This window comes from Actinosynnema pretiosum (assembly GCF_024171695.1).
Classification (GTDB): Bacteria; Actinomycetota; Actinomycetes; order Mycobacteriales; family Pseudonocardiaceae; genus Actinosynnema; species Actinosynnema pretiosum.
Genome location: NZ_JAMTCF010000006.1, coordinates 292966 through 312613, shown reverse-complemented (window position 1 = coordinate 312613; position 19648 = coordinate 292966). Strand labels below are relative to the sequence as shown.

Genomic DNA, 19648 nt, shown 5'->3' with positions numbered 1-19648 from the left:
AACCTGGCCGAACGTACGGTTGACCCGGATGGCGCAACGACGCGCACGGGAGGTCCAGGTGAACGACACGGCCAGCGCGCTGCCCGCCCGCCCCGTCGCGCCGAGGCTGCTGGCCTCGTGGCGGCGCAGCCGCCGCTACGGGGTACCCGAGGACGAGCTGCGCCCGGTGTTCACGGGCGCGGTCGACACCGGGTCGCTGCTCTACGAGTGCGGCCTCGAAGTCCTGCGCGGGCTCCAGGAGGCCCTCGCGGGCGAACCGGTCAGCATGATGATCACCGACGCGGACGGGCTCGTGCTCAGCAGGCTCTGCCACGATGCGGGCTTCGCCCGCTCCCTCGACCGCGTCCACCTCGCACCGGGCTTCTTCTTCGCCGAGCGCGACGCGGGCACCAACGGCCTCGGCCTCGCGCTCGCCGACCGCGCCCCCAGCCTGGTCCGCGCCGACGAGCACTACTGCACGGGGCTGCGCGGTTACACCTGCGCGGCCGTGCCGGTGCTCGACCCGCTGACCGGCGACCTCGCGGGCAGCGTCAACCTCACCACCTGGTCCGACACCGCGTCCGGGCTGCTGCTCGCGCTGGCCAAGGCCGCTGCGGGCAACACCTCGGCGCTCATGCTCGCCCGCTCCGGCGGACGCCGGGCCAGGCCCGTGCCCAGGGGAGAGGTGACCAGGTTCGGGGGAGGCGACCGCGTTCCGCTGTCCCCGGCCTGGGAGGAGGCGGTCGAGCAGTGCCGGGACGCGCAGGAGCGGGGCCTGGTGGTCGCGGTGGTCGGCGAGCAGGGCTCCGGCCGGGCCGCGCTCGCGGCACTGGCCAGGCGCACCCTGCGCCCCAGGGACCGCTTGCTGGTGGCCCGCCCGCCCTCGGTCGACGACGTCGACTCCTGGCTCGCGCTGTGGTCGCCGGAACTGGGCAAGGACAGCACGTGCGTCGTGGTCTCCGGGGTGGACCGCCTGCCCGCGTGGGCGGCGGCGGAACTGGCGCAGCGCTGCGCGGACGCGCGCACCGGCGGACCGCAGCCGTTCGTGCTCACGGCGGACCGCTGCGACACCCTGGACGAGCCGCTCGCGGCACTGGTGGACACCGTGGTGGAGGCCCCGCCGCTGCGCGGTCGGCCCGCCGACGTCCTGGCGCTGGCAGGCCACTTCTCCCGCCGCGACCGGGGGCGGGACGTCGCCTTCACCCCCGCCGCGCGCCGCGCGCTGACCGCCTTCGACTGGCCGGGCAACGCCAAGCAGTTGCGCGCGGTGGTCAGGGAGGCGTCCGCGCGCACGGACCTGATCGACGTGCGGCACCTGCCCGCCGAGGTGCTCTCCGGCTCCGCGCGCGGGCTCAGCAGGCTGCAGGTGCTGGAGCGCGACGAGATCGTCCGGTGCTTGACCGCGCCCGGCGCCACCGTCGTGAGCGCCGCGGCGGCGCTGGAGATGGGCAGGGCCACGCTGTACCGCAAGATCGCGCAGTACGACATACGCCTGCCCGGCCGCTCGACGGGCTCGACTGCTGATCCGGGTTGAGCTCGGGGTCGTTCGCACGGTTGCTCTCCTTCTTCCGGTTTGCCGGGTTTCGGTGCTCCTGGTCAAACCGTATTGCGCCGTGCTCCCCGGCGGCAGCTACCGCCGAGGTCCCCTTTCGTGTGATTGGTGCGGGCTGTCCGGCTGCCTACCTTTGGTGGGGGAGCGGGGTTTTCGGGGAGGTGACCGCTGTGACGACGTTGGTCTGGCACGTGCCGGGCAACCGTGAGCTCGACCTGGCCGCGCTGTCCGAGGCGGACCACCGCCTTGTTGCAGGAGTGCGCGGCGCGGGAGGGCTGGTGTACCTGGAAAGCGCGGGGGCGCCACCGCGCGGTCCACGTCGGGGACGGCGTCGAGCGCGGTCACTAGCCGGTCGGGAAGCCTGCTGGTCATCCCCCCGCATCCCCGGTCAGTGCCGGGGAAAAAGCGGGGAACGCTCTGCCCACTAGAGAAAGGCTCGCGAGGGAGGGGCTCGTGTGGGAAGAGGGCGCGTAGGAAGAAGGGGTAGCGCGGAAAGGGGCCGACGTGCCGCAGTGGCGCTGCCGGTGCGACAACCGGCTGCTGCACCTCCGCCGGGGGAGGGAGTTGTGCGAGCGCTGCGAGTCCGGGACGCGCGACTCGGTGGTCGGACCCGGATCGACGGGCGGAACCGGGTGACGGACCGCCTGGAATCGCGTTCCGGCAAGGACGAGCTCTCTCGACCGGAGGACGCGCGGTGCGGGGAGCGGTGGCCGCAGCACGGCGGTCGCCGCACCCCTGGTGGCGCGGTGGGCCTTCGCTACGCGGCGGCCGGTCGGGATTCCCGGCAGAGGGCGCGGGGATCGCGCGTCCTGGCGGGGGTGCGGGCAGCGCGAGGCTGCGGGCGGCTGTGCTTGGGGGAGCGGGGACCTTCGGGGCGGCCGGGACGCTTCGTCGGGGGCCTGGAGTTGGGCATGATCTTCGGGACCTTCGCGTGAGGAGGGGGGAGGTGAACCTCGGTTCGGCACTGCTGTGGGCGTCCGCTGCGGACGGTGCTGCGTGGTGGAGCGCTTGTGCGACAAGGGGTGCGGGTCAGGCCGCGATCGCGCGGCGGACCGGCGTCGTCTGGGTGAGCCGGTGCAGGAACTCCGCGTTCGTGGAGGTCTTGCGCAAGCCGTCCAGCAGCACGTCGATCCCACGATCGCCCTCGCGCATCTGGAGGACCCTGCGCAGCACCCGCGTCGCCGACAGCTCGGCCGGTGACACCAGGAGCTCGTCGCGCCGGGTGCTGCTCTGCCGGATGTCCACCGCCGGGTGCACCCTGCGGTCGGCCAGCGAGCGGTCCAGCTTCAGCTCCGCGTTGCCGGTGCCCCGGTACTCCTCGTGGATCACCGTGTCGCCGGTGGAGCCGGTCTCGACCAGCGCCGTCGCGAAGATGGTCAGCGAACCGCCGCCCTCCACGTTGCGCGCCGAGCCGAGGAACCGCTTCGGCGGGTGCAGGGCGGTCGCGCTCACGCCGCCGCTGAGCACCCGGCCCGAGGTCGGGGCAACCAGGTTGTAGGCGCGGCCCAGGCGGGTCAGCGAGTCCAGCAGGATCACCACGTCCCGGCCCATCTCGACCAGGCGGCGAGCCCGCTCCAGCGCCAGTTCGGCGACCGCGACCTGCTCCTGCGGTGACTGGTCGAACGTCGCGGCGGCCACCTCGGCCCGCACGCTGCGCCGCAGGTCGGTGACCTCCTCGGGGCGCTCGCCGACCAGCACCAGCATCACGTGGCACTCGGGGTGGTTGGCGCCGATGCCGCGCGCGATGGCCCGCAGCGCGGAGGTCTTGCCCGCCTTGGGGGGAGCCGAGATCAGCGCGCGCTGACCCTTGCCGGTGGGCATCACCAGGTCGATGACGCGGCCGGTCAGGTCGTCGGGGTCCGAGGCCAGCCGCAGTCGCTCCGTCGGGTGCAGCGGCGGCAGGTCGGTGAACTCCGGCCTGCCCGAGAGCCGCTCCGGCGGCAGCTCGTTCACGCTGTGGACGTGGTCCAGCCGGGCGTGCTTGCGGTCGTCCACCGGGGGCTTCGCGCAGCCGGTGATCTCGTCGCCCTTGCGCAGGCCCCAGCGGCGGACCAGGGACTGGCTGACGCGCACGTCGCCCTCGCCCGAGGTGTAGCCGCTGGTGCGCAGGAACGTGGAATCGCCTGCGGTGTCGAGGAAACCGGCCACGAGGAAGTGGTCGTCACCGTGCTCGTGGTGCTGCGTGTGGACGGCGCGCTGGGTCGGGATGGCGCTTGTGGTCGTGTCGGTTGTGCTGGTGTTCAAGGGTTTTCTCCAAATCTGAACAGGGCGTGCGAGGGCGTGGGAGGTTCGGCGCGGGACCGCGCCTGGATGTGGGACCACGACCGCACGCCGGATGACGTCGGTGATGGGTGTTTCGGAAGAGAAAGCCTCACGGGGGCGAACTGTGCGCCAGCATCCGGGAGGTTGACCTTGGGGGAGAAGTTACCCCGGGTTGTGGAGCAGTGCAACAAGTTTGTGTCCAGTCACCCGATCGGTCCCCTGTGGACAACTGGTTCGCCTGTGGATGGACGTTTGTGGAACTTCCCCGTCCTGTCGAACCTGGTAGTGCGAGCGACGACGGCACGACAGGTGAGGAGAACGGTGATGATGTGGACTTCGATGGGGAAGGTGTTGCGCGGCAACGGTTCCGCGCGCGGCGGTGCGCCCTGGCGTGGGGTTTCGCCTGTGGTGGGCGCGCGGTCCTCAGCGGACGGGCGCGGATTCCAGGATGGCCGGTGGCGTGCTTCCGTGCGGGAAACCCTTGTGCGACAAGGCAAGCGCGTGCAGGCGCGGATGTCCGGGCGGGAGGCCGGGAAGCGCGAAGGGGCGCGTTCCCCTGTGGGAGAGGGGAACGCGCCCCCGTGCTGCGCCGGGTGCCCGGCGTCCTCCGGCGACGAGCGGGCCCGCCGGTCAGCGCGCGGCGGCCAGCAGCGCCGGGTCGTGCGCGTTGACCAGCAGCAGGTCCTGCTCACCCTGACGGTGCAGCTCGGCCAACCGCTCCTGGTTGGCGCGCAGCAACCGGTGGTCGTGGGCGACGGCCCGCTCCTGCGCCCGCAGCGCGAGTGGCGGCGTGCCCCCGCCGGTCAGCGTCCGGTGGTCGTAGAACGCGTCACCGGCGTGCAGCACCAAGCGGGACCCGGCGTCCACGGCCACCGCCGCGTGCCCCCTGGTGTGCCCCGGAAGCGGCACCAGCACCACGCCGGGCGCCACGTCGGTCAGCTCCCGAGCCGCCGCGAACCCGCGCCACGACTCGCCGCCGGGCCCGTGCGTCGAGACCTGCGGCCCGTGCTCCCACTGCGCCGCCCGGTAGCGCCCGCGCTCCAGCGCGGTGGACGGCCGGGAGGCGGCCTCCCACTCGGTCGCGGTCACGTGCACCCGCGCCCAGGGGAAGTCCGCGAGCCCGCCGACGTGGTCGGTGTCGAAGTGGGTGACCACGACGTCGCGCACGTCCTCGGGCGCGAACCCGAGCCCGCGCACCTGCTCGACGGCGGTCTCGGCCCGGTCCAGGACCGGGCGGATGACGTGCCGGTACGCGCCGAGCCGACGGGCGGGCGCGGCGATGTCTGCGGTGCCGTAGCCGGTGTCCACCAGGGCCAGCCCGGTCGGGGTCTCCAGCAGCAGCACGTGGGTCACGACGCGCGCGCCTGGCAGGCGCATCGTGCCGCAGTCGAGGTGGTGGACCCGCACCGGTCAGCCGTCCGCGCCGAGCTCGGGCGGGGTGGTCCTGAGCAGCCGCTCGTCCGGCTCGCCGGACATGGCGAGCAGACCGCGCACCGCCCTGACCGCCAGCGGCCAGTTGCGCGGGTTCTTCAGGTTCACCCCGGTCAGCACCTGCTTGAGCATGGTGAGCGTGTCGAAGTAGACGCGCTCGCAGACGAGGGTCTCGTCCTCGTCGAAGATGAAGTAGGCCGTCACCCTGACCCGGAAGCGCTGCCCGGTGGGCGGGATCTTGCCCAGCGGACCCTTGTGGGTGCCCATGAGCCAGAACTCCGCGATGACCGCGTCGGCGCTGTGCCGCAGCGCGATCAGCTCGTGGTCCTGGTCGGGGAAGGCGACCCTGGTGTCGTGGTAGTACCCCCGGACCGCCTCGTCCCCGTCGTGGACGGTCATGGTGGAGATCAGCTCGTAGTGCGGGTGGGGGAAGGTCGACAGCACGTCGTCCCACTCGTGCACGACCTCGTCGTGGAAGTGGTCGAGGACCAGCTTCTCGCGGGCCTTCAGCACGTCGGTCGACGGGATGGCGAAACGGCTCATCTGCGGTGCTCTCCGGTGTTCTCGCGCGGGGGGTGGGGCGGGTCGCTGCGCCGGGCGCGGTGGTGGGTGGCTCGGGGGTGGAGCAGGGGGCCGCCCGGTCGTGCCCGGCCCGCGTGGCCGGTCCGCCGTCCGGGGCGTTCTCCGGCCGCGTGGCGCCGTGCGGCGCGTGCGGTCGGGTGGGATCGCGCGCCGGTGCGGGCGGACCGGTGGCGCGCGGGCGTGCCGTGGTCGGGGTCGAGTGGTGGGAGGAGGTGGGGGGGACTGGTTGATCGGCGCGCACGCCTCGGTGCGGCGGCCCGGTGGGTCCGGTGCGGACGGGTGAGAAGACCTGCGGAAGGCGCATCATCACCCGTTCGGAGCTGATTCTCGGCCGCTGTGCGGATCAGTCGGCGGGCACGTTAAACCCCCGGTGTGGGTTTTATCAAGGTGGGGCATCATGTGGGGCGTGACCGTCCCAGTCGAGGAGACACCACCCGCCACACCCGAGGGCGTCCGCAGAGGGCGCCCGCCGAAGGGAGCGGCGCAGCTGTCCAGGGCGGTGATCCTGGACGCCGCGGTGGCGGTGGCCGACGCGGAAGGGGTGTCGGCGGTCTCGATGCGCAGCGTCGCCCGCCAGCTCGGCGTGGACGCCAAGAGCCTCTACAACCACGTCGAGGGCAAGGACGGGCTGCTCGACGCGCTCGCCGAGCACGTCCTGCTGGGCATCCGGCTCCCGGAGCCCACGGGGGTGCTGGCGGACGACCTGCGAGCCATCGCGGTGGAGTTCCGCAGGGGCGCGCTCGCCCATCCGGGCGTGGCCGCGCTCGTGCTGACCCGTCAGCTGGCCTCGGTGGCCGGGCTCGCGCCGATCGAGGCGTCGCTGGCGGTGCTGCTGCGGGCGGGGATCGAGCCGGAGGAGGCCGTCCACCTGCTGCGGGCGCTGCTGGCGGCCGTGGTGGGCACGCTGCTGCGCGAGGTGTCCGCCGGGGCGGAGCTGGGCACGGAGGATCCGGTGAGCATCGCGCGCAGGCACGCCGTGCTGGCCTCGTCGGGGCTGCCGGGGCTTCTCGTCGCGGCGCCGCACCTGGTCCGGTGCGACCACGACCGGGAGTTCGACTACACCGTCGAGCTGCTGGTGGCGGCGGTCAACGCGCGGCTGCGGGAGCGGTCGGACACGTGTGGCCGTTGAGCACGACAGTCTCGTCCGAGCCGATCTTGTACCAGCCGGGGCCGAAGCTGCTGACCCAGCCGGAGGTCGTGGCGCGGCAACCGGCGTCGATCAGGAAGTGGTCGACGTCGATCCGGTCGTGCCACCAGCCGCCCATCCGGCCCCACGGCGGCACGGCGGCGTACGTCCAGCCGTTGCTGTAGTCGGCCCAGCGCACGGTGATCCGCGCGGGTGTGCGGTTCTCCAGGGCCCCGCACGGCGGTAGCAGGCAGCCGAAGCGCGCGGTGGGGATCGCCGGACTGGTGGTGATCGCCGTGATGGCGGGGTGCGCCGGGCCGGTCGGACTTGTCGGGCTGGCGGGACTCGTCGGGCCGGGGTGGGTTGCCGGGTCCGCGGGTGTGGTGGGCGCGGTCAGTGCTGCCGACAGCAGGAGCACCGCGCCGAGCGCTCGCATCCGGGCCCCCTGGGGTGTGGGTGGGTGACCATCATCCAAGGCGGGGTGCGGTGGTGCAGTGCGAGCCGGGTTGTTCCTTGGCGCGCAACGAGGACGTGTGACGGAATCACGTGACGGGAGGTGGTTGGTCGGTTCGGTACAGCTCGGTGACCGCTGCGGCGCGGGCGGCCAGTTCGGTGCGCAGTTCCGGTGGGGTGAGCACTTCCACGTCCGCGCCGAACGACAGCAGGGTCGTCGCCATCGGCACCGCGCGGAAGCGCAGGCGCACCAGTGCGCGGTCCTCGTCCAGGTCCTCGGGCGCGCCGTCCAGGTCCGGGGCGTGGAACAGCAGGAAGCGGGGCAGGATCGGGCGGCGCACGGCCACGGTCGCGGCCAGTGGGGCCGGGGCTTCGTCGACGCGCTTGCGCAACTGGTCCCACAGGTCGGCGAGCTCGTGGGGTGAGCGCTGGGCCTGCTGGTCCAGGACCGTCGCGGACAGGACGCGGTCCAGGCGGAACAGGCGGTGCGCGCCCCGGTGGCTCGCCACCAGGTACCAGGTGCCCGCCTTGTTGACCAGGCCGTGCGGGTCGGTGGTGCGCGTGGTCAGCGCGCCCTTGCCGTCGCGGTAGCGCAGGTGCAGGCGGCGGCCGGTGAAGACCGCCTCCTGCGCCGGGGCCAGCGCGTCCGGGGCCGGAGCGGGTTTGCCGCGCCAGCGCGCCGGGTCCACCAGCACCAGCCTGCTGGTGGCCTCGGCCTGCCCCCGGTGGTCCTCGGGCAGGGCGGCCATCACCTTGCGCAGCGCCGAGCGCAGCGCGGGGGCCAGGCCCAGGTCGGCGTGCGCGCGATCGGTGAGCAGCACGAACAGGGCCTTGGACTCCTCGGCGGTCAGGCCGGTGACGTCGGTGCGGAAGTCCGGCAGCAGCGCGATGCCGCCGTTCGGGCCGCGTTCGGTGTAGACCGGGACGCCCGTGGAGGACAGCGCCGCGACGTCCCGCATGACCGTGCGGGTGGACACCTCGAGGCGCTTGGAGAGGGTGCGCGCCGACAGCTTGCCGTGCGACTGGAGCAGCAGCATCATCGCCAGCAGCCGGTCGGCTCGCACCCGTCCTCCTCGTGCCCGGTGGTCCCGGTGGTCAGCTCTTGGCGGCGGCCTGCGCCTCGGCCGCGCGCGCCGCGATGAAGGCGCGCGGGTCGAAGACGTACGTGGCCGCGGTGATCTTGCCGTCGGTCACGGCCAGGTGCTCGGCGAAGGTCATGACGACGTCCGGGGTGGTCGTCGCCTCCTGCAGCAGCAGCGCGCCCTCGTCGTCGCCGTACGCCTCCAGCAGGCGCAGCTCGGTGGTGTGCACCAGGAACCGGGACCAGAAGCCCTGCAGGCCCGCCTTGCCGGTGGACTCGCCGGTGGGCGCCTTGAGGACGACCTCGTCGGAGGTCAGCGCCGCCGCCGCGTCCATGTCGCGCCCCTGCACGGCCTGGAAGTGCGCCAGCGCCGTCTGGAGTGCCGCGCCGTTCTGCTCGCTCATGTCGTCCTGCTCCTCGCTCGACGTTCTGGGGACGTGAGGAGTCTGCGCGGGAGAGTGTGACACGTTCTGTCATATATGGCGCTGGGCGAGACGGGGATCACGTCCGGGGTGCTCGTGGAACGGCGGGAAAGGGTGGGTGGTAATTGCGCGTGCGGATTGAGCCGGTCATTAACGGGAAAGGGGAAGATTGGTCGGAGTGGTTCGGGTGGCGCGTACGATGCGCCGCATGACGACCTCTCCGCGTTGGCGCGCCGCTTATGACGTGGCCATCGTTCTCGTGGTCCTCTACTTGGCGTTTCCGGGCGGCACCGGATTCGACTGGGCACTCGGTTCCACGATGGCCGTCGCGCTCTGCTGGCGAAGACGCGCGCCCGTGGTGGTGATGGCGGTGGTGTCCGCGCTCGGGCTGGCGCAGTGCCTGCTCGCGCTCCTCGACGAGCACGCGGCGTCCGACGTGGCCGGGTACGACATCGCGGTGCTGGTGGCCATGGTGACGGTCGTCGCGCACGCCGAGCGGATGTGGCACGCGGTCGTCTCCGGGATCGTGGTGGTCGTCGGTGCGTTGCTCGCTTTCGCCGATGGTGAGGAGGCGCTCGCGTTCGCCGGCGCCGTGGTGGCGCTGTGGATGACCGCTTACGTGCTGCGCAACCGGCAGGCGCACGTCGTGGTGCTCCAGGAGCGGGCCGCTGCGGTCGAGCGGGAACGGGACCACCTGACGCAGCTGGCCAACGCCCGTGAGCGCGGGGAGATCGCCCGCGAGCTGCACGACGTCGTCGCGCACAGCCTCGCGGTGATGGTCATGCAGGCGGACGGGGCCCGGTACGCCATCGACGGTGATCGGGAGAAGGCGCGGGAGGCGTTGCGGGTCATCGGGGACACCGGGCGGGACGCGCTGCAGGACATGCACCGGATCGTGGACGTGCTGCGCGGGGTCGCCGGGAGCGGGGAGGGCGGTGGGGACGGGTTGCGGAAGGTGACCGTGGCCGACCTGGAGCAGATGGTGGAGCGCGCCCGTTCGGCCGGGGTCGAGGTCGTGCTGCGGGTGGAGGGGGACGTGGGCGAGCTCGCTCCCGCCGACGAGCTGACGCTGGTCCGCATCGCGCAGGAGGGGATCACGAACGTGCTGCGGCACGCCGGGGTCGGTGCGCGGGCCGAGGTGGTGCTGGAGGTGGCGGGTGGGGTCGCGCTGCTGGAGGTCGTGGACGACGGGGCAGGCAGGTTGAGCCCAGGGGCGTCCGGCAGCGGCGGCAACGGGCTGGTGGGGGTGCGGGAGCGGGTCTCGGTGCACCGGGGGCGGTTCAGCGCCGGGCCCAGGGTGGGGAGCGGGTGGCGGGTGCGGGTCGAGATCCCGCTGCGGGACGGGGCGATGGGGTGAGTGGCGTTCGGTGGTGGGTTGAGCGGCGTGTGACTGGGAGTGCGACGGGGCGGGGGTGAGCGTGGCTGGGTGGGGAGTGCGCGGGGGCGCAGGCGGTGGGTAGGGCTTTCCGCCGGGGTGACGGGCGGCTCGCGCGCGTGCGGGCGGAGCTGCGGGTGTGCGTGGGACAGTGCTGGTGGGACGTGGGAAGGCGTGGGGAATGTCGGCTGTTGGGCAACCGGTCCGGGTGGTCATCGTGGACGACCAGCCGCTGATCCGGGCCGGTCTGGGCATGGTGCTCGGGGCGCAGGAGGACATCGAGGTCGTCGGCGAGGCCGAGAACGGGGCGCGGGCGCTGGAGGTGCTGAGCGCGGTCCGGGCCGATGTCGTGATCATGGACATCCGGATGCCGGTCCTGGACGGCGTGGAGACGACCCGCAGGCTGTGCGCCCGCGCCGACTCGCCGAAGGTGCTGGTGCTGACCACGTTCGACACCGACGAGGACGCGTTCGCCGCGTTGCAGGCCGGGGCCAGCGGGTTCCTGCTGAAGAACTCGCCGCCGGAGGACACGCTGAACGCGATCCGGGTCATCGCGGCCGGTGACGCGGTGGTCGCGCCTCGGGTGACGCGGCGGCTGCTCGACCGGTTCGCCGGGCGGCTCGACACCGCGAGGGCGCCTCGGGACGACCGGCTCGACGCGTTGACCGAGCGCGAGCGGGAGGTGCTGGTGCTGGTGGCGCGCGGGCTGTCCAACGTGGAGCTGGCCGAGCGGATGCACGTGGCCGAGGCGACCGTGAAGACGCACCTGGGGCGGGTGCTGACCAAGCTCGGGCTGCGCGACCGGGTCCAGGCCGTGGTGCTGGCCTACGAGCTGGGGCTGGTGCGGCCGGGGGAGTGAGTGGCCCGGCGCGCGTCTGCCACCCCGGTCGTACGACCCCGGTCGCAGGCGCGCCGGTGAAGATCAAGCCCGGATGCGATGTGGTCGATCCCGGATTCCCGAAGAATTCTCCCTGTTCGCAGGAAGGTCTTTTTCGGGAATTCGGGAGGAAATCGCTGTGCCCGCCATCGGATCGCGTCAGGTCAGTGCGAGAACGTTGACCGTGCTCGGTGTCGTCATCGCGCTCGTCGCCGCAGGAGCGTTTTTCGGAATTCGCTGGTGGAACGACTACAAGCGGGTGAGCCAGGCCTCGGTGGAGGACTGCCGGACCGCCGTGCGGATCATCGAGGAGGGCAAGGCGCTGGGGCCGGACCCGGCCGAGGCCGAGCGGTGGCAGGAGCAGACCGGGGAGTTGCGCAAGGGGATGGAGGACGGCTACCTCGGGTACCGGATCGCGGTGTACGAGGGCTGGGCCGTCGCGGTGGCCACCGGGAACCCCGACCGGGTCGACCGGGCTGGCATCGCCGAGTCCATGGCCGCCGCCCGCGAGCACTGCGAGGACGCGCGGGTCGACCTGCCCTTCCCGGCTGCGGCATGAGGGGCGGGCGCGCGGCCGTGCGGGAGGGGGCGAGCGGGGGGCGGGTGGCGGCCGTCGACCTGGTGAAGACGTACCGGCAGGGCGGCGCGGAGGTCCGGGTGCTGGACGGGGTCACCGTCTCCTTCGAGTCCGGGCGGTTCACGGCCATCACCGGCGCGTCCGGGTCGGGCAAGTCCACGCTGCTGCACTGCCTCGCCGGAGTGGACACCGCCACCTCCGGGCGGGTGCTCCTGGGCGGGCGGGAGTTGAGCGGGCTGGGCGAGCGGGCGCTCACCCGCGTCCGCCGCGAGCGGGTCGGGTTCGTGTTCCAGGCGTTCAACCTGCTGCCGCAGTTGAGCGCGGAGCGGAACATCACGCTGCCGCTGGACCTGGCCGGGCGGAGCGTGGACCGGGAGCTGTTCGAGCACCTGGTGGGCGTGCTCGGCATCGGCGACCGGCTGGGGCACCGGCCGGGGGAGCTGTCCGGTGGGCAGCAGCAGCGGGTGGCGCTGGCGCGGGCGCTGATCGGGCGGCCCGAGGTGGTGTTCGCGGACGAGCCGACCGGCAACCTGGACTCGCGGTCCGGTGGGGAGGTGCTGGCGTTCCTGCGCGAGTCGGTGTGGGAGCTGGGGCAGACCGTGGTGATGGTGACGCACGACCCGGTGGCGGCCTCGTACGCGGACCGGGTGGTCTCGCTCGCGGACGGGAAGGTGGTGCGGGACCAGGACAACGTCCCGACACAGCGGGAGAACTCCTCGCTGCGGTGGGACGGTGTGGTGGGAGAACGCGCTACCGGGCGTCGGGACGGTGTGGTGGGCGGGATCCCCGACGGGCGTCGGGGTGGGACGGCGGGTGGGAATCCGGTCGGGCGTCGGGGTTGGGCGCCGGGATCGAACCCCGCTGGGCTCGGGGAAGGTGCGCCGGGAGGCGGTTCCGTCGCGCGTCGGGACGGGGCGGTGGGCGGGAATCCCGCCGGGCGCCGGGACAGCGCGGGGGCGGAATGGGAGGACCCCGGTGGGTTCCGGGACGGCGGGGTGGCGTGGTGAGCCGGGTGTTCGACGTCAGCGTGCTGCGCACCCAGCTCGCCGGGATCGTCGGCAGACCCCTCCGGCTGGTGCTCACCGGGTTGCCGGTGCTGGTCGCGGCGTTCTTCGCCTGCGGCGCGGTGCTGGGGCAGGTCGTGGCCGAGCGGGCGGTGCTGGACGGGCTCGGTGGCACTCCGGCCGAGGTGGACCTGGTGGTTGACGGTGGGCTGCTCGCCAAGTCCGGGGTCGACCGGGTGCGCGCGGCTCCCGGTGTCGCCGAGGTCCAGCCGAGGGTGAGCGCGGGGGCGGTGCTCGCCGACGCGGCCGACCGGTACCTCCGGCTCGAAGCCGATCCGGGCGCCGGGCCGCTGTCTCTGGTGGAGGTCGTGGACGGGCGTTATCCCGGTGCGGCGGGGGAGATCGCGGTCAACGAGGCGGCTGCGGCGGGCTACGGGTTCGCGCCGGGGGGCCGGACTACCCTCGTGCTCCCGGTCGGTGAGAGCGGGCGGCGCGCGGCAGAGGTGCTCGTGACCGGGGTGGTCCGGGTGGTCGGGGAGAAGCTGGAGGCCGGGTACGCGCCCACCGACGTCGTCACCTCCCTGGTGGACCTGCCCGCCGAGGAGCCCCCGTACTCGCGGCTCGACGTCCGGCTCGTGGACGGGGCCGAACCCGGTGCGCTCGCGCGGGAGCTGGCCGCCGCGATCGGACCGGGTCCGAACCGGGAACCGGTGCGCGTCGAGACCGGTGACGCGGTGCGGCTCGCGGAGGCCCGCGCGGCGACCGACGACGTGGACGACCTGTTCGCCGGGATCGCGCTGTTCGTCGGCATCTCGGTGGTCGCCGCCGCGCTGGTGGCCGCCTCCGGGTTCCGCGTGGTGCTCTCCCAGCGGCTCAAGCAGTTGGCGCTGCTGCGGGTCGTCGGCGCGCACCGGGGACAGCTGGTGCGGGCGCTGGTGGTGGAGGGCGTGGTCGTCGGTCTGGTCGCAGGCGGTGCGGGTGCTGCGGCGGCTGTCGGGTCGGCGCGGTTGCTGCCGGTGGTGAGCGACCTCCCGACGCCGGAGACGCCGGTGGCCGGGGTGCTCGGCGTGGTCGTGGGCGCGGTGGTGGTGACCGTGCTCTCGGTGCTGGGGCCCGCGGTCTCCGCTTCGGGCGTGTCACCGCTCCAGGCGCTGCGCGGGGCCGACGTGGCGCCCGCCGAACGTGGTCTCGGGCCGCTCAGGCTGGTCACCGGGGTGCTGCTCGCCTCGCTCGCGGCCGTGGTGGTCGTGCTGCTGGTGCGCGAGCTGCCCGAACCGGGGGACACCGGGTACGACCGGGACGCCGGGCTGATCGCGGTCGCGGCCGTCGCGGTGCTGGTGTTCCTGGCCCTGCTCCTGCTGGGACCGCTGGTGGTGCGCCCGGTGCTGGCCGCCGTGGGGCCGCCCGCGCGGCGGTCGGGGCCGGTGGGGCGGCTGGCCGTGGGCGGGGTCGGTGGCGCTCCGCGCCGGGCCGCCGCCGTGTCGCTGGTGGTGGCGCTCGGGGTGGCGCTGGTCAGCGGCGCGCTGGTCGGTCGGGCCGGGCTCGCCGGGTACGCCGAGCGCGAGCTGGGGTTGAGCGCGCCCGCCGACCTGCGGGTCACCGGGGCGTCCGAGGAGACCGCGCGCCGGGTGGCCGGGCTGCCCGAGGTGGTCGAGTCGACCGACTACCGCACCGGCGAGCTGACCGTGGGCAACCGCCGCCACCAGTTCGCGGACCTCGACCTCGGGGCGCTGGAGCCGTTGCGGGACAACGTCGTCGCCGACAGCGGGAACCTCGCCGACCTGGGCGAGGGCCGGATCGTCGTGGGCGGGCGGACCGCGCTCGCCCTCGGCGTCACGGCCGGGGACACCGTGCGCGGCGCCGTCGACGGGCGCGAGGTGCGCTGGGTGGTGGCGGCGACGCTGACGGGCACCGACCCGGCGGGAATCGGGATCGTCGTGCCGCACGGACAGGCGCCAGGAGGCGAGCTCACCGTGCTGGTCTCGGGAGACCCCGTCGCGGCGGAGCGGGCCGTGCGGGCGGCGGTCGGCGACGGGGGCGAGGTCACCGCGTCCCGGCGCGACCAGGGGGACCTGCGGGAGGTGGTCGACCTGCTGGCGCTCGTCGGGCTGGGGCTGATCGGGTTGACCGTGCTGGTCGCCGTGGTCGGGGTCGGCGCCACCACGGGGCTGAGCGTGGTCGAGCGCACCCGCGAGATCGGGGTGCTGCGGGCGCTGGGCATGGGACCGGGCGGGGTGCGGGCGGTGGTCTGCGTCGAGGCCGGGATCCACGGGCTGCTCGGCGGGGTGCTCGGGCTCGCGGTGGGGGTGCCGTGCGCGCTGCTCGGGCTGCTGGCGCTGGGCCTCGGCGTGCCCTGGTCGTCCCGGTGCTGCCGCTGGTGGGCGCGGTGGCGGGGGTGGTCGCGCTGACCGCGCTGGCCGGGTGGGTCGGTGCTCGGCGCGCGGTCCGGGTCAGCCCGGTCGCGGCGCTGCGCGCGGACTCGTGACGGTTAGGGTCTGGTCGTGTCCGCGCCCCGCTCCCGCGCCGCTTCCGGCCTGCCGCCCGTCACGGCGACCGCCGTCGTGGACGCCGCGACGCGGTTGACCGTGCGGTCCGGCGTGGACGGGTGGACGGTGCGGCAGCTCGCCGCCGAGCTGGGCGTGGGCGCGCCCGTTGTCTACCACCACGTCGGGGACCGGGAGCGGGTGGTCGCGGCGGTCGTCGGGCGGGTGCTCGCGTCGGTCCCGCTGCCGGACGCGGGGCTGCCGTGGCGGGAGTGGTTCACCGCGCTGCTGACCGACCTGCGGCGGGTCGCCCTGCACCACCCCGGCGTGGCGCGCCGGGCCCTCGCGGTCGGTCCGGTGGCGCCCGAGTCGGCCTCGGCGGTGGGCGCCGGGATCGAGGTGCTCGTCGCGGCCGGGTTCGGGGCCGAGGCGGTCGGGATCTGCCGGTACCTGGTCGACTCGGCGCTCGCGCTCGTCTCGGTGGAGGACGAGCGCAACGCCGATCCCGAGCGCCGGGTGCGGCAGGCCGAGGCGGTCATCGGCAGCGCGGAGGGCGCGGGCGGGCTGGCGCTGGCGGGGGACTGGTTGCGGGCGCGGGGGTCCGACCCGAACACGTTGCGGGCCTACGACGCCGAGCACTTCCGGTACTGCCTCGCCCGCTCGCTGGACGGGGCGCAGGCTCGGCTGACCGCGCTGCGCCGCCGCCGCTGACCACGTTTCCCCTGTTTAACGGCGTTAAACGCACTGAGTCGTGCACCACTGCGCTGACCATTGAAATCCCCGAAGATGTGTAGTTAGCCTTGCCTAACTCAAGTCAACGGGGAAGGTGGGGCATGACGGCACCAGCAGCGGAGCACGCGCCGACCGGGGAACGGCCCGACCCTCCGCCGACCGAAGCGCCCCACGACGCGGAGGCCGACGACGCCCGCCAGGCCGCCGCCGCGCTGGACGAGCTGCGCCGCCCCGTCCTGGGCCGCACCCGCCTCGCCGTCGCCCTCGCCGCCGTCGGCGCGCTGGCCGCCCTCGTGCCCTTCGCCGGACTGGCCGCGCTCGGCGACCTGCTCCTCGCGGACGGCCCGCTCGACCGCGCGGCCGTGGTGACCGTCGCCGTCGCCGTCTCGGCGGGCCTGCTCGCCAGGGGCCTGCTCCTGGGCACGGCCCTGAGCATCACGCACTTCGCCGACGTCGACCTCCAGGCCCACCTGCGCCGCTGCATCGTCCGCAGGCTCGGCCGCGTCCCGCTCGGCTGGTTCGGCGAGCGCACCTCCGGTTCCGTGCGCAAGGCCGCCCAGAACGACATCGCCGCGCTGCACCACCTGGTCGCCCACCACGCCGTGGAGACCACCGCCGCCACCGTCCTGCCGCTGGGCGGCCTCGCCTACCTGCTCTGGCTGGACTGGCGGCTCGCGCTGCTGGCGCTGGGCACCCTGCCGCTGTACGCGCTGGCCTACGCCTGGATGATGCGCGGCTACCGGGAGAAGGCCGCCCGGCTCGACGCGGCCACCACGCGCATCAGCTCCGCCGTGGTCGAGTTCGTCACCGGCATCGGCGTCGTCAAGACCTTCGGCCGCGCCCGCAGCGCCCACGAGGCCTACCGCGCCGCCGCCGAGGAGTTCGGGAACTTCTACGCGGACTGGGTCCGCCCCATGCTGCGCGTGGAGGCCCTCAGCGCGATGCTGATCTCCGCGCCCGTCGTCGGCCTGCTCAACCTGCTCGGCGCCGTCTGGTTCACCGCCCAGGGCTGGGTCACCCCGGTCGACGCCATGACCGGGTTCCTCATCGCCCTGGTCATCCCCACGACCGTGGTCGCCCTCGGCTTCGGCGCGCAGGACCGCCGCACCGCCGCCGCCGCCGCGCTGCGCCTGCGCACCCTGCTCGACACCCCCGAGCTGCCCGTCCCCGCCGAGCCCCGCACGCCCGAGGGCGGCGCGGTCGAGTTCGACGGCGTCCGGTTCGGCTACGGACCCGGCGGCGAGGTGCTGCGCGGCGTCGACCTGGAACTGGCCCCCGGCACGGTCACCGCGCTCGTCGGCCCGTCCGGCGCGGGCAAGTCCACCCTGGCCACCCTGCTGCCCCGGTTCCACGACGTGACCGGCGGCGCGGTGCGCGTCGGCGGCGTTGACGTGCGCGAGGTCGACCCCGAGGCGCTCTACCGGTCGGTCGGGTTCGTGCTCCAGGACGTGGCGCTGGTGCACGGCACCGTCGCCGACAACATCCGCCTCGGCCGCCCCGACGCCACCGACGACGAGGTGGTCGCCGCCGCGAAGGCCGCCCGGATCCACGACCGCGTGCTCGACCTGCCGGACGGCTACGACACCGTCGACGCGCTCTTCTCCGGCGGCGAGGCCCAGCGCGTCGCCATCGCCCGCGCCCTGCTGGCCGACACGCCCGTGCTCGTGCTGGACGAGGCAACCGCGTTCGCCGACCCCGAGTCCGAGGCCGCCGTCCAGGACGCCCTCTCCGAACTGGCGCGCGGCCGGACCCTGCTGGTCATCGCGCACCGCCTGCGCACCGTCGTGGGCGCCGACCGGATCGCCGTCCTCGACGAGGGCGTCGTCGTCGAGCGCGGCAGGCACGACGACCTGCTCGCCCTCGGCGGCAAGTACGCGCGGATGTGGACCGCGCAGGAAGGGGAGCAGCGGTGAACCTGCGCCCGATGTTGCGCGACCTCGCGGCCATCCTCGGCCACGGCCACCGGGGCGCGCTGCGCGTCTACCTGGTGTGGGCCGTCGCCTACGGCGTCCTGCAGGGCGTCGCCACCGCGCTCGCCGTGCCGGTGCTGAAGTCCTTGCTCTCCGACGACACCCAGGGCGCGCTGCGCTGGCTCGCCGCCATGACCGTCGCGGTCGCCCTGACCTGCGCGGCCAGCTACACCCAGGCCATGAAGGGCTTCGAGGTCGCCCTCACCGTGCTCACCAGCACGCACCGCAGGGTCGGCGACCACGTCGGCGCCCTGCCGGTCGGCTGGTTCTCCGCCGAGCGCGTCGGCAGGCTCTCCCGCGTGGTCACCGACGGCACCGTCCAGGTCGGCGGCCTGTTCGCGCACCTGCTCACCCCGCTCGTGGTCGGCCTGGCCACGCCCGCCACGATCGCGGTCGCCGCGCTGGCGTTCGACTGGCGGCTCGGCGTGGCGATGCTGGTGTGCGCGCCGCTGCTGCTGGCCGTGTTCGGCTGGTCCGCCCGCCTGGTCGGCAAGGGCGACGAGCTGTCCGACGCCGCCGCCGTCGAGGCCGCGAACCGGGTCGTGGAGTTCGCCCGGCACCAGCGCACGCTGCGCGCGTTCGGCCGCACCGCCGCGGGCCACCGCCCGCTCGACGAGGCGATCGACCGGCAGCACGCCGTGGGCAGGCGCGCCATGTGGCTGTCCGTGCCCGGCATCCTCGCGGGCGGCTTCGCCACCCAGTTCGCGTTCACCGTGCTGCTGGTGGTCGGCGTCCTGCTCGCGCTCGGCGGCGACGTCGACCCGGTGGCGCTGGTCGCGGTGCTCGCGCTGGCCGCCCGCTTCACCGGTCCGCTGGCCGAGCTGTCCGCGCTGTCCGGCGCGGTCCGCATGGCGCACAACGACGTCCGCCGCATCGCCGAGGTGCTGGAGCAGGAGCCGCTGCCCGAGCCCGACGCGAGCGCCGAGCGGCCGAGGCCCGGCGAGGTGGAGCTGTCCGGTGTCACCTTCGGCTACGGCGCCGAACCCGTGCTGCGCGACGTGTCGCTGCGCGTGCCGCCCAGGACGATGACCGCGCTCGTCGGCGCCTCCGGCTCCGGCAAGACCACCGTCACCCGGCTCATCGCCCGCTTCTGGGACGTCCAGCGCGGGACCGTGCGGGTCGGCGGCGCGGACGTGCGCGAGCAGCGCACCGAGGACCTGATGGCCCAGATCGCCGTGGTGTTCCAGGACGTCTACCTGTTCGACGACACCCTGGAGGCCAACATCCGCGCGGGCCGCCCGGACGCCACCGACGAGCAGGTGCGCGAGGCCGGTCGGCTGGCCGGGGTCGCCGAGATCGTGGAGCGGCTGCCGCACGGCTGGGCCACCCGCGTCGGCGAGGGCGGGGCCGCGCTGTCCGGTGGCGAGCGGCAGCGGGTGTCCATCGCCCGCGCGATCGTCAAGGACGCGCCGGTCGTGCTGCTGGACGAGGCGACCGCCGCGCTCGACGCGGAGAACGAGCGCTACGTCCAGGCCGCGATGCGGACCCTGCTGGAGCGCTCCACCGTGCTGGTGATCGCCCACCGGCTCCCCACGGTCGTGGCCGCCGACCAGATCGTCGTGCTGGACGGCGGCGGCGTCGCCGAGCGCGGCACGCACGCGGAGCTGCTGGCCGCGAACGGCCGGTACGCGGCGTTCTGGCGCGAGCGCGACCGCGCCAAGGGCTGGCGGTTGACCTCGGCGCCCTAGCGCGCCGCGCGAACCCCCGGCCGCGCCGCGAGGTGCGACGCGGCCGGGGTGCTC

At 74.3% G+C, this 19648-nt stretch carries 15 protein-coding genes and 1 pseudogene; 10 read left to right on the top strand and 6 right to left on the bottom strand.

What is annotated here, in order from left to right; genetic code table 11:
• Nucleotides 1-28 precede the first annotated feature (28 nt).
• The gene (locus tag LV78_RS14595; RefSeq protein WP_253845810.1) at nt 29-1513 is read left to right on the top strand and encodes an AAA-type ATPase lid domain-containing protein; all 1485 of its coding nucleotides are present in this window, start codon (nt 29-31) and stop codon (nt 1511-1513) included.
• Nucleotides 1514-2560: 1047 nt separating this feature from the next.
• On the opposite strand, the gene rho is transcribed toward LV78_RS14595, so the two are convergent.
• From rho to LV78_RS14580, 3 genes are all read right to left on the bottom strand, one after another.
• Nucleotides 2561-3775 carry a transcription termination factor Rho gene (rho, locus tag LV78_RS14590; RefSeq protein WP_308208716.1) on the bottom strand — a complete coding sequence of 405 codons (1215 nt, stop codon included), beginning with the start codon at nt 3773-3775 and terminating at the stop codon, nt 2561-2563.
• 648 nt (nt 3776-4423) lie between these two features.
• Nucleotides 4424-5170: an MBL fold metallo-hydrolase gene (locus LV78_RS14585; RefSeq protein WP_253845809.1), complete on the bottom strand. Its 747-nt coding sequence runs from the start codon at nt 5168-5170 to the stop codon at nt 4424-4426.
• A 33-nt stretch (nt 5171-5203) separates the two neighbouring features.
• On the bottom strand, nt 5204-5767 hold the full coding sequence (locus tag LV78_RS14580) for an ester cyclase (RefSeq protein WP_253845808.1): 564 nt from the start codon (nt 5765-5767) through the stop codon (nt 5204-5206).
• Between the two features lie 445 nt (nt 5768-6212).
• On the opposite strand from LV78_RS14580, the gene LV78_RS14575 reads away from it, so the two are divergent.
• Nucleotides 6213-6935, top strand: coding sequence for a TetR family transcriptional regulator (locus tag LV78_RS14575; RefSeq protein WP_253845807.1), 723 nt, complete (start codon nt 6213-6215; stop codon nt 6933-6935).
• On the opposite strand, the gene LV78_RS14570 is transcribed toward LV78_RS14575, so the two are convergent.
• From LV78_RS14570 to LV78_RS14560, 3 genes are all read right to left on the bottom strand, one after another.
• The gene (locus LV78_RS14570) at nt 6892-7368 is read right to left on the bottom strand and encodes a hypothetical protein (RefSeq protein WP_253845806.1); all 477 of its coding nucleotides are present in this window, start codon (nt 7366-7368) and stop codon (nt 6892-6894) included. The genes LV78_RS14575 and LV78_RS14570 overlap by 44 nt on opposite strands.
• Before the next feature lie 106 nt (nt 7369-7474).
• Entirely contained in the window at nt 7475-8449 is a 975-nt protein-coding gene (locus LV78_RS14565; protein WP_253845805.1) for a helix-turn-helix transcriptional regulator, read from the bottom strand.
• A 31-nt stretch (nt 8450-8480) separates the two neighbouring features.
• On the bottom strand, nt 8481-8870 hold the full coding sequence (locus LV78_RS14560; protein WP_253845804.1) for a nuclear transport factor 2 family protein: 390 nt from the start codon (nt 8868-8870) through the stop codon (nt 8481-8483).
• A 226-nt stretch (nt 8871-9096) separates the two neighbouring features.
• Between LV78_RS14560 and LV78_RS14555 the strand changes: the two genes are divergently transcribed.
• The 8 genes and pseudogenes from LV78_RS14555 to LV78_RS14520 all read left to right on the top strand — a co-directional run bounded on the left by LV78_RS14555 (nt 9097) and on the right by LV78_RS14520 (nt 19594).
• Entirely contained in the window at nt 9097-10245 is a 1149-nt protein-coding gene (locus LV78_RS14555) for a sensor histidine kinase (RefSeq protein WP_253845803.1), read from the top strand.
• A gap of 199 nt (nt 10246-10444) precedes the next feature.
• Nucleotides 10445-11122: a response regulator gene (locus LV78_RS14550; protein ID WP_253845802.1), complete on the top strand. Its 678-nt coding sequence runs from the start codon at nt 10445-10447 to the stop codon at nt 11120-11122.
• A 202-nt stretch (nt 11123-11324) separates the two neighbouring features.
• Entirely contained in the window at nt 11325-11699 is a 375-nt protein-coding gene (locus LV78_RS14545) for a hypothetical protein (protein WP_253845801.1), read from the top strand.
• Nucleotides 11696-12394: pseudogene (locus LV78_RS14540) on the top strand (ABC transporter ATP-binding protein); the annotation flags it as partial. The gene LV78_RS14545 and the pseudogene LV78_RS14540, both read left to right, overlap by 4 nt.
• Before the next feature lie 326 nt (nt 12395-12720).
• A complete protein-coding gene (locus LV78_RS14535) occupies nt 12721-15129 on the top strand; it encodes an FtsX-like permease family protein (protein WP_253845800.1) in 2409 nt (802 codons plus the stop codon).
• A gap of 93 nt (nt 15130-15222) precedes the next feature.
• Nucleotides 15223-15915 (top strand): TetR/AcrR family transcriptional regulator, encoded by a 693-nt coding sequence (locus LV78_RS14530; protein ID WP_253845799.1) that lies wholly within the window; start codon nt 15223-15225, stop codon nt 15913-15915.
• Nucleotides 15916-16037: 122 nt separating this feature from the next.
• Nucleotides 16038-17849, top strand: coding sequence for an ABC transporter ATP-binding protein (locus LV78_RS14525; RefSeq protein WP_253845798.1), 1812 nt, complete (start codon nt 16038-16040; stop codon nt 17847-17849).
• Nucleotides 17846-19594 carry an ABC transporter ATP-binding protein gene (locus LV78_RS14520; protein ID WP_253845797.1) on the top strand — a complete coding sequence of 583 codons (1749 nt, stop codon included), beginning with the start codon at nt 17846-17848 and terminating at the stop codon, nt 19592-19594. Before LV78_RS14525 ends, LV78_RS14520 begins: the two co-directional genes overlap by 4 nt.
• The last annotated feature ends 54 nt before the right edge of the window (nt 19595-19648 follow it).

Bases quoted from the DNA above. Each gene is read 5' to 3' on its own strand.
- LV78_RS14580 (WP_253845808.1), bottom strand. From the start codon at position 5,767: ATGAGCCGTTTCGCCATCCCGTCGACCGACGTGCTGAAGGCCCGCGAG.
- LV78_RS14525 (WP_253845798.1), top strand. From the start codon at position 16,038: ATGACGGCACCAGCAGCGGAGCACGCGCCGACCGGGGAACGGCCCGAC.
- LV78_RS14595 (WP_253845810.1), top strand. From the start codon at position 29: ATGGCGCAACGACGCGCACGGGAGGTCCAGGTGAACGACACGGCCAGC.
- LV78_RS14560 (WP_253845804.1), bottom strand. From the start codon at position 8,870: ATGAGCGAGCAGAACGGCGCGGCACTCCAGACGGCGCTGGCGCACTTC.
- LV78_RS14550 (WP_253845802.1), top strand. From the start codon at position 10,445: ATGTCGGCTGTTGGGCAACCGGTCCGGGTGGTCATCGTGGACGACCAG.
- LV78_RS14570 (WP_253845806.1), bottom strand. From the start codon at position 7,368: ATGCGAGCGCTCGGCGCGGTGCTCCTGCTGTCGGCAGCACTGACCGCG.
- LV78_RS14555 (WP_253845803.1), top strand. From the start codon at position 9,097: ATGACGACCTCTCCGCGTTGGCGCGCCGCTTATGACGTGGCCATCGTT.
- LV78_RS14585 (WP_253845809.1), bottom strand. From the start codon at position 5,170: ATGCGCCTGCCAGGCGCGCGCGTCGTGACCCACGTGCTGCTGCTGGAG.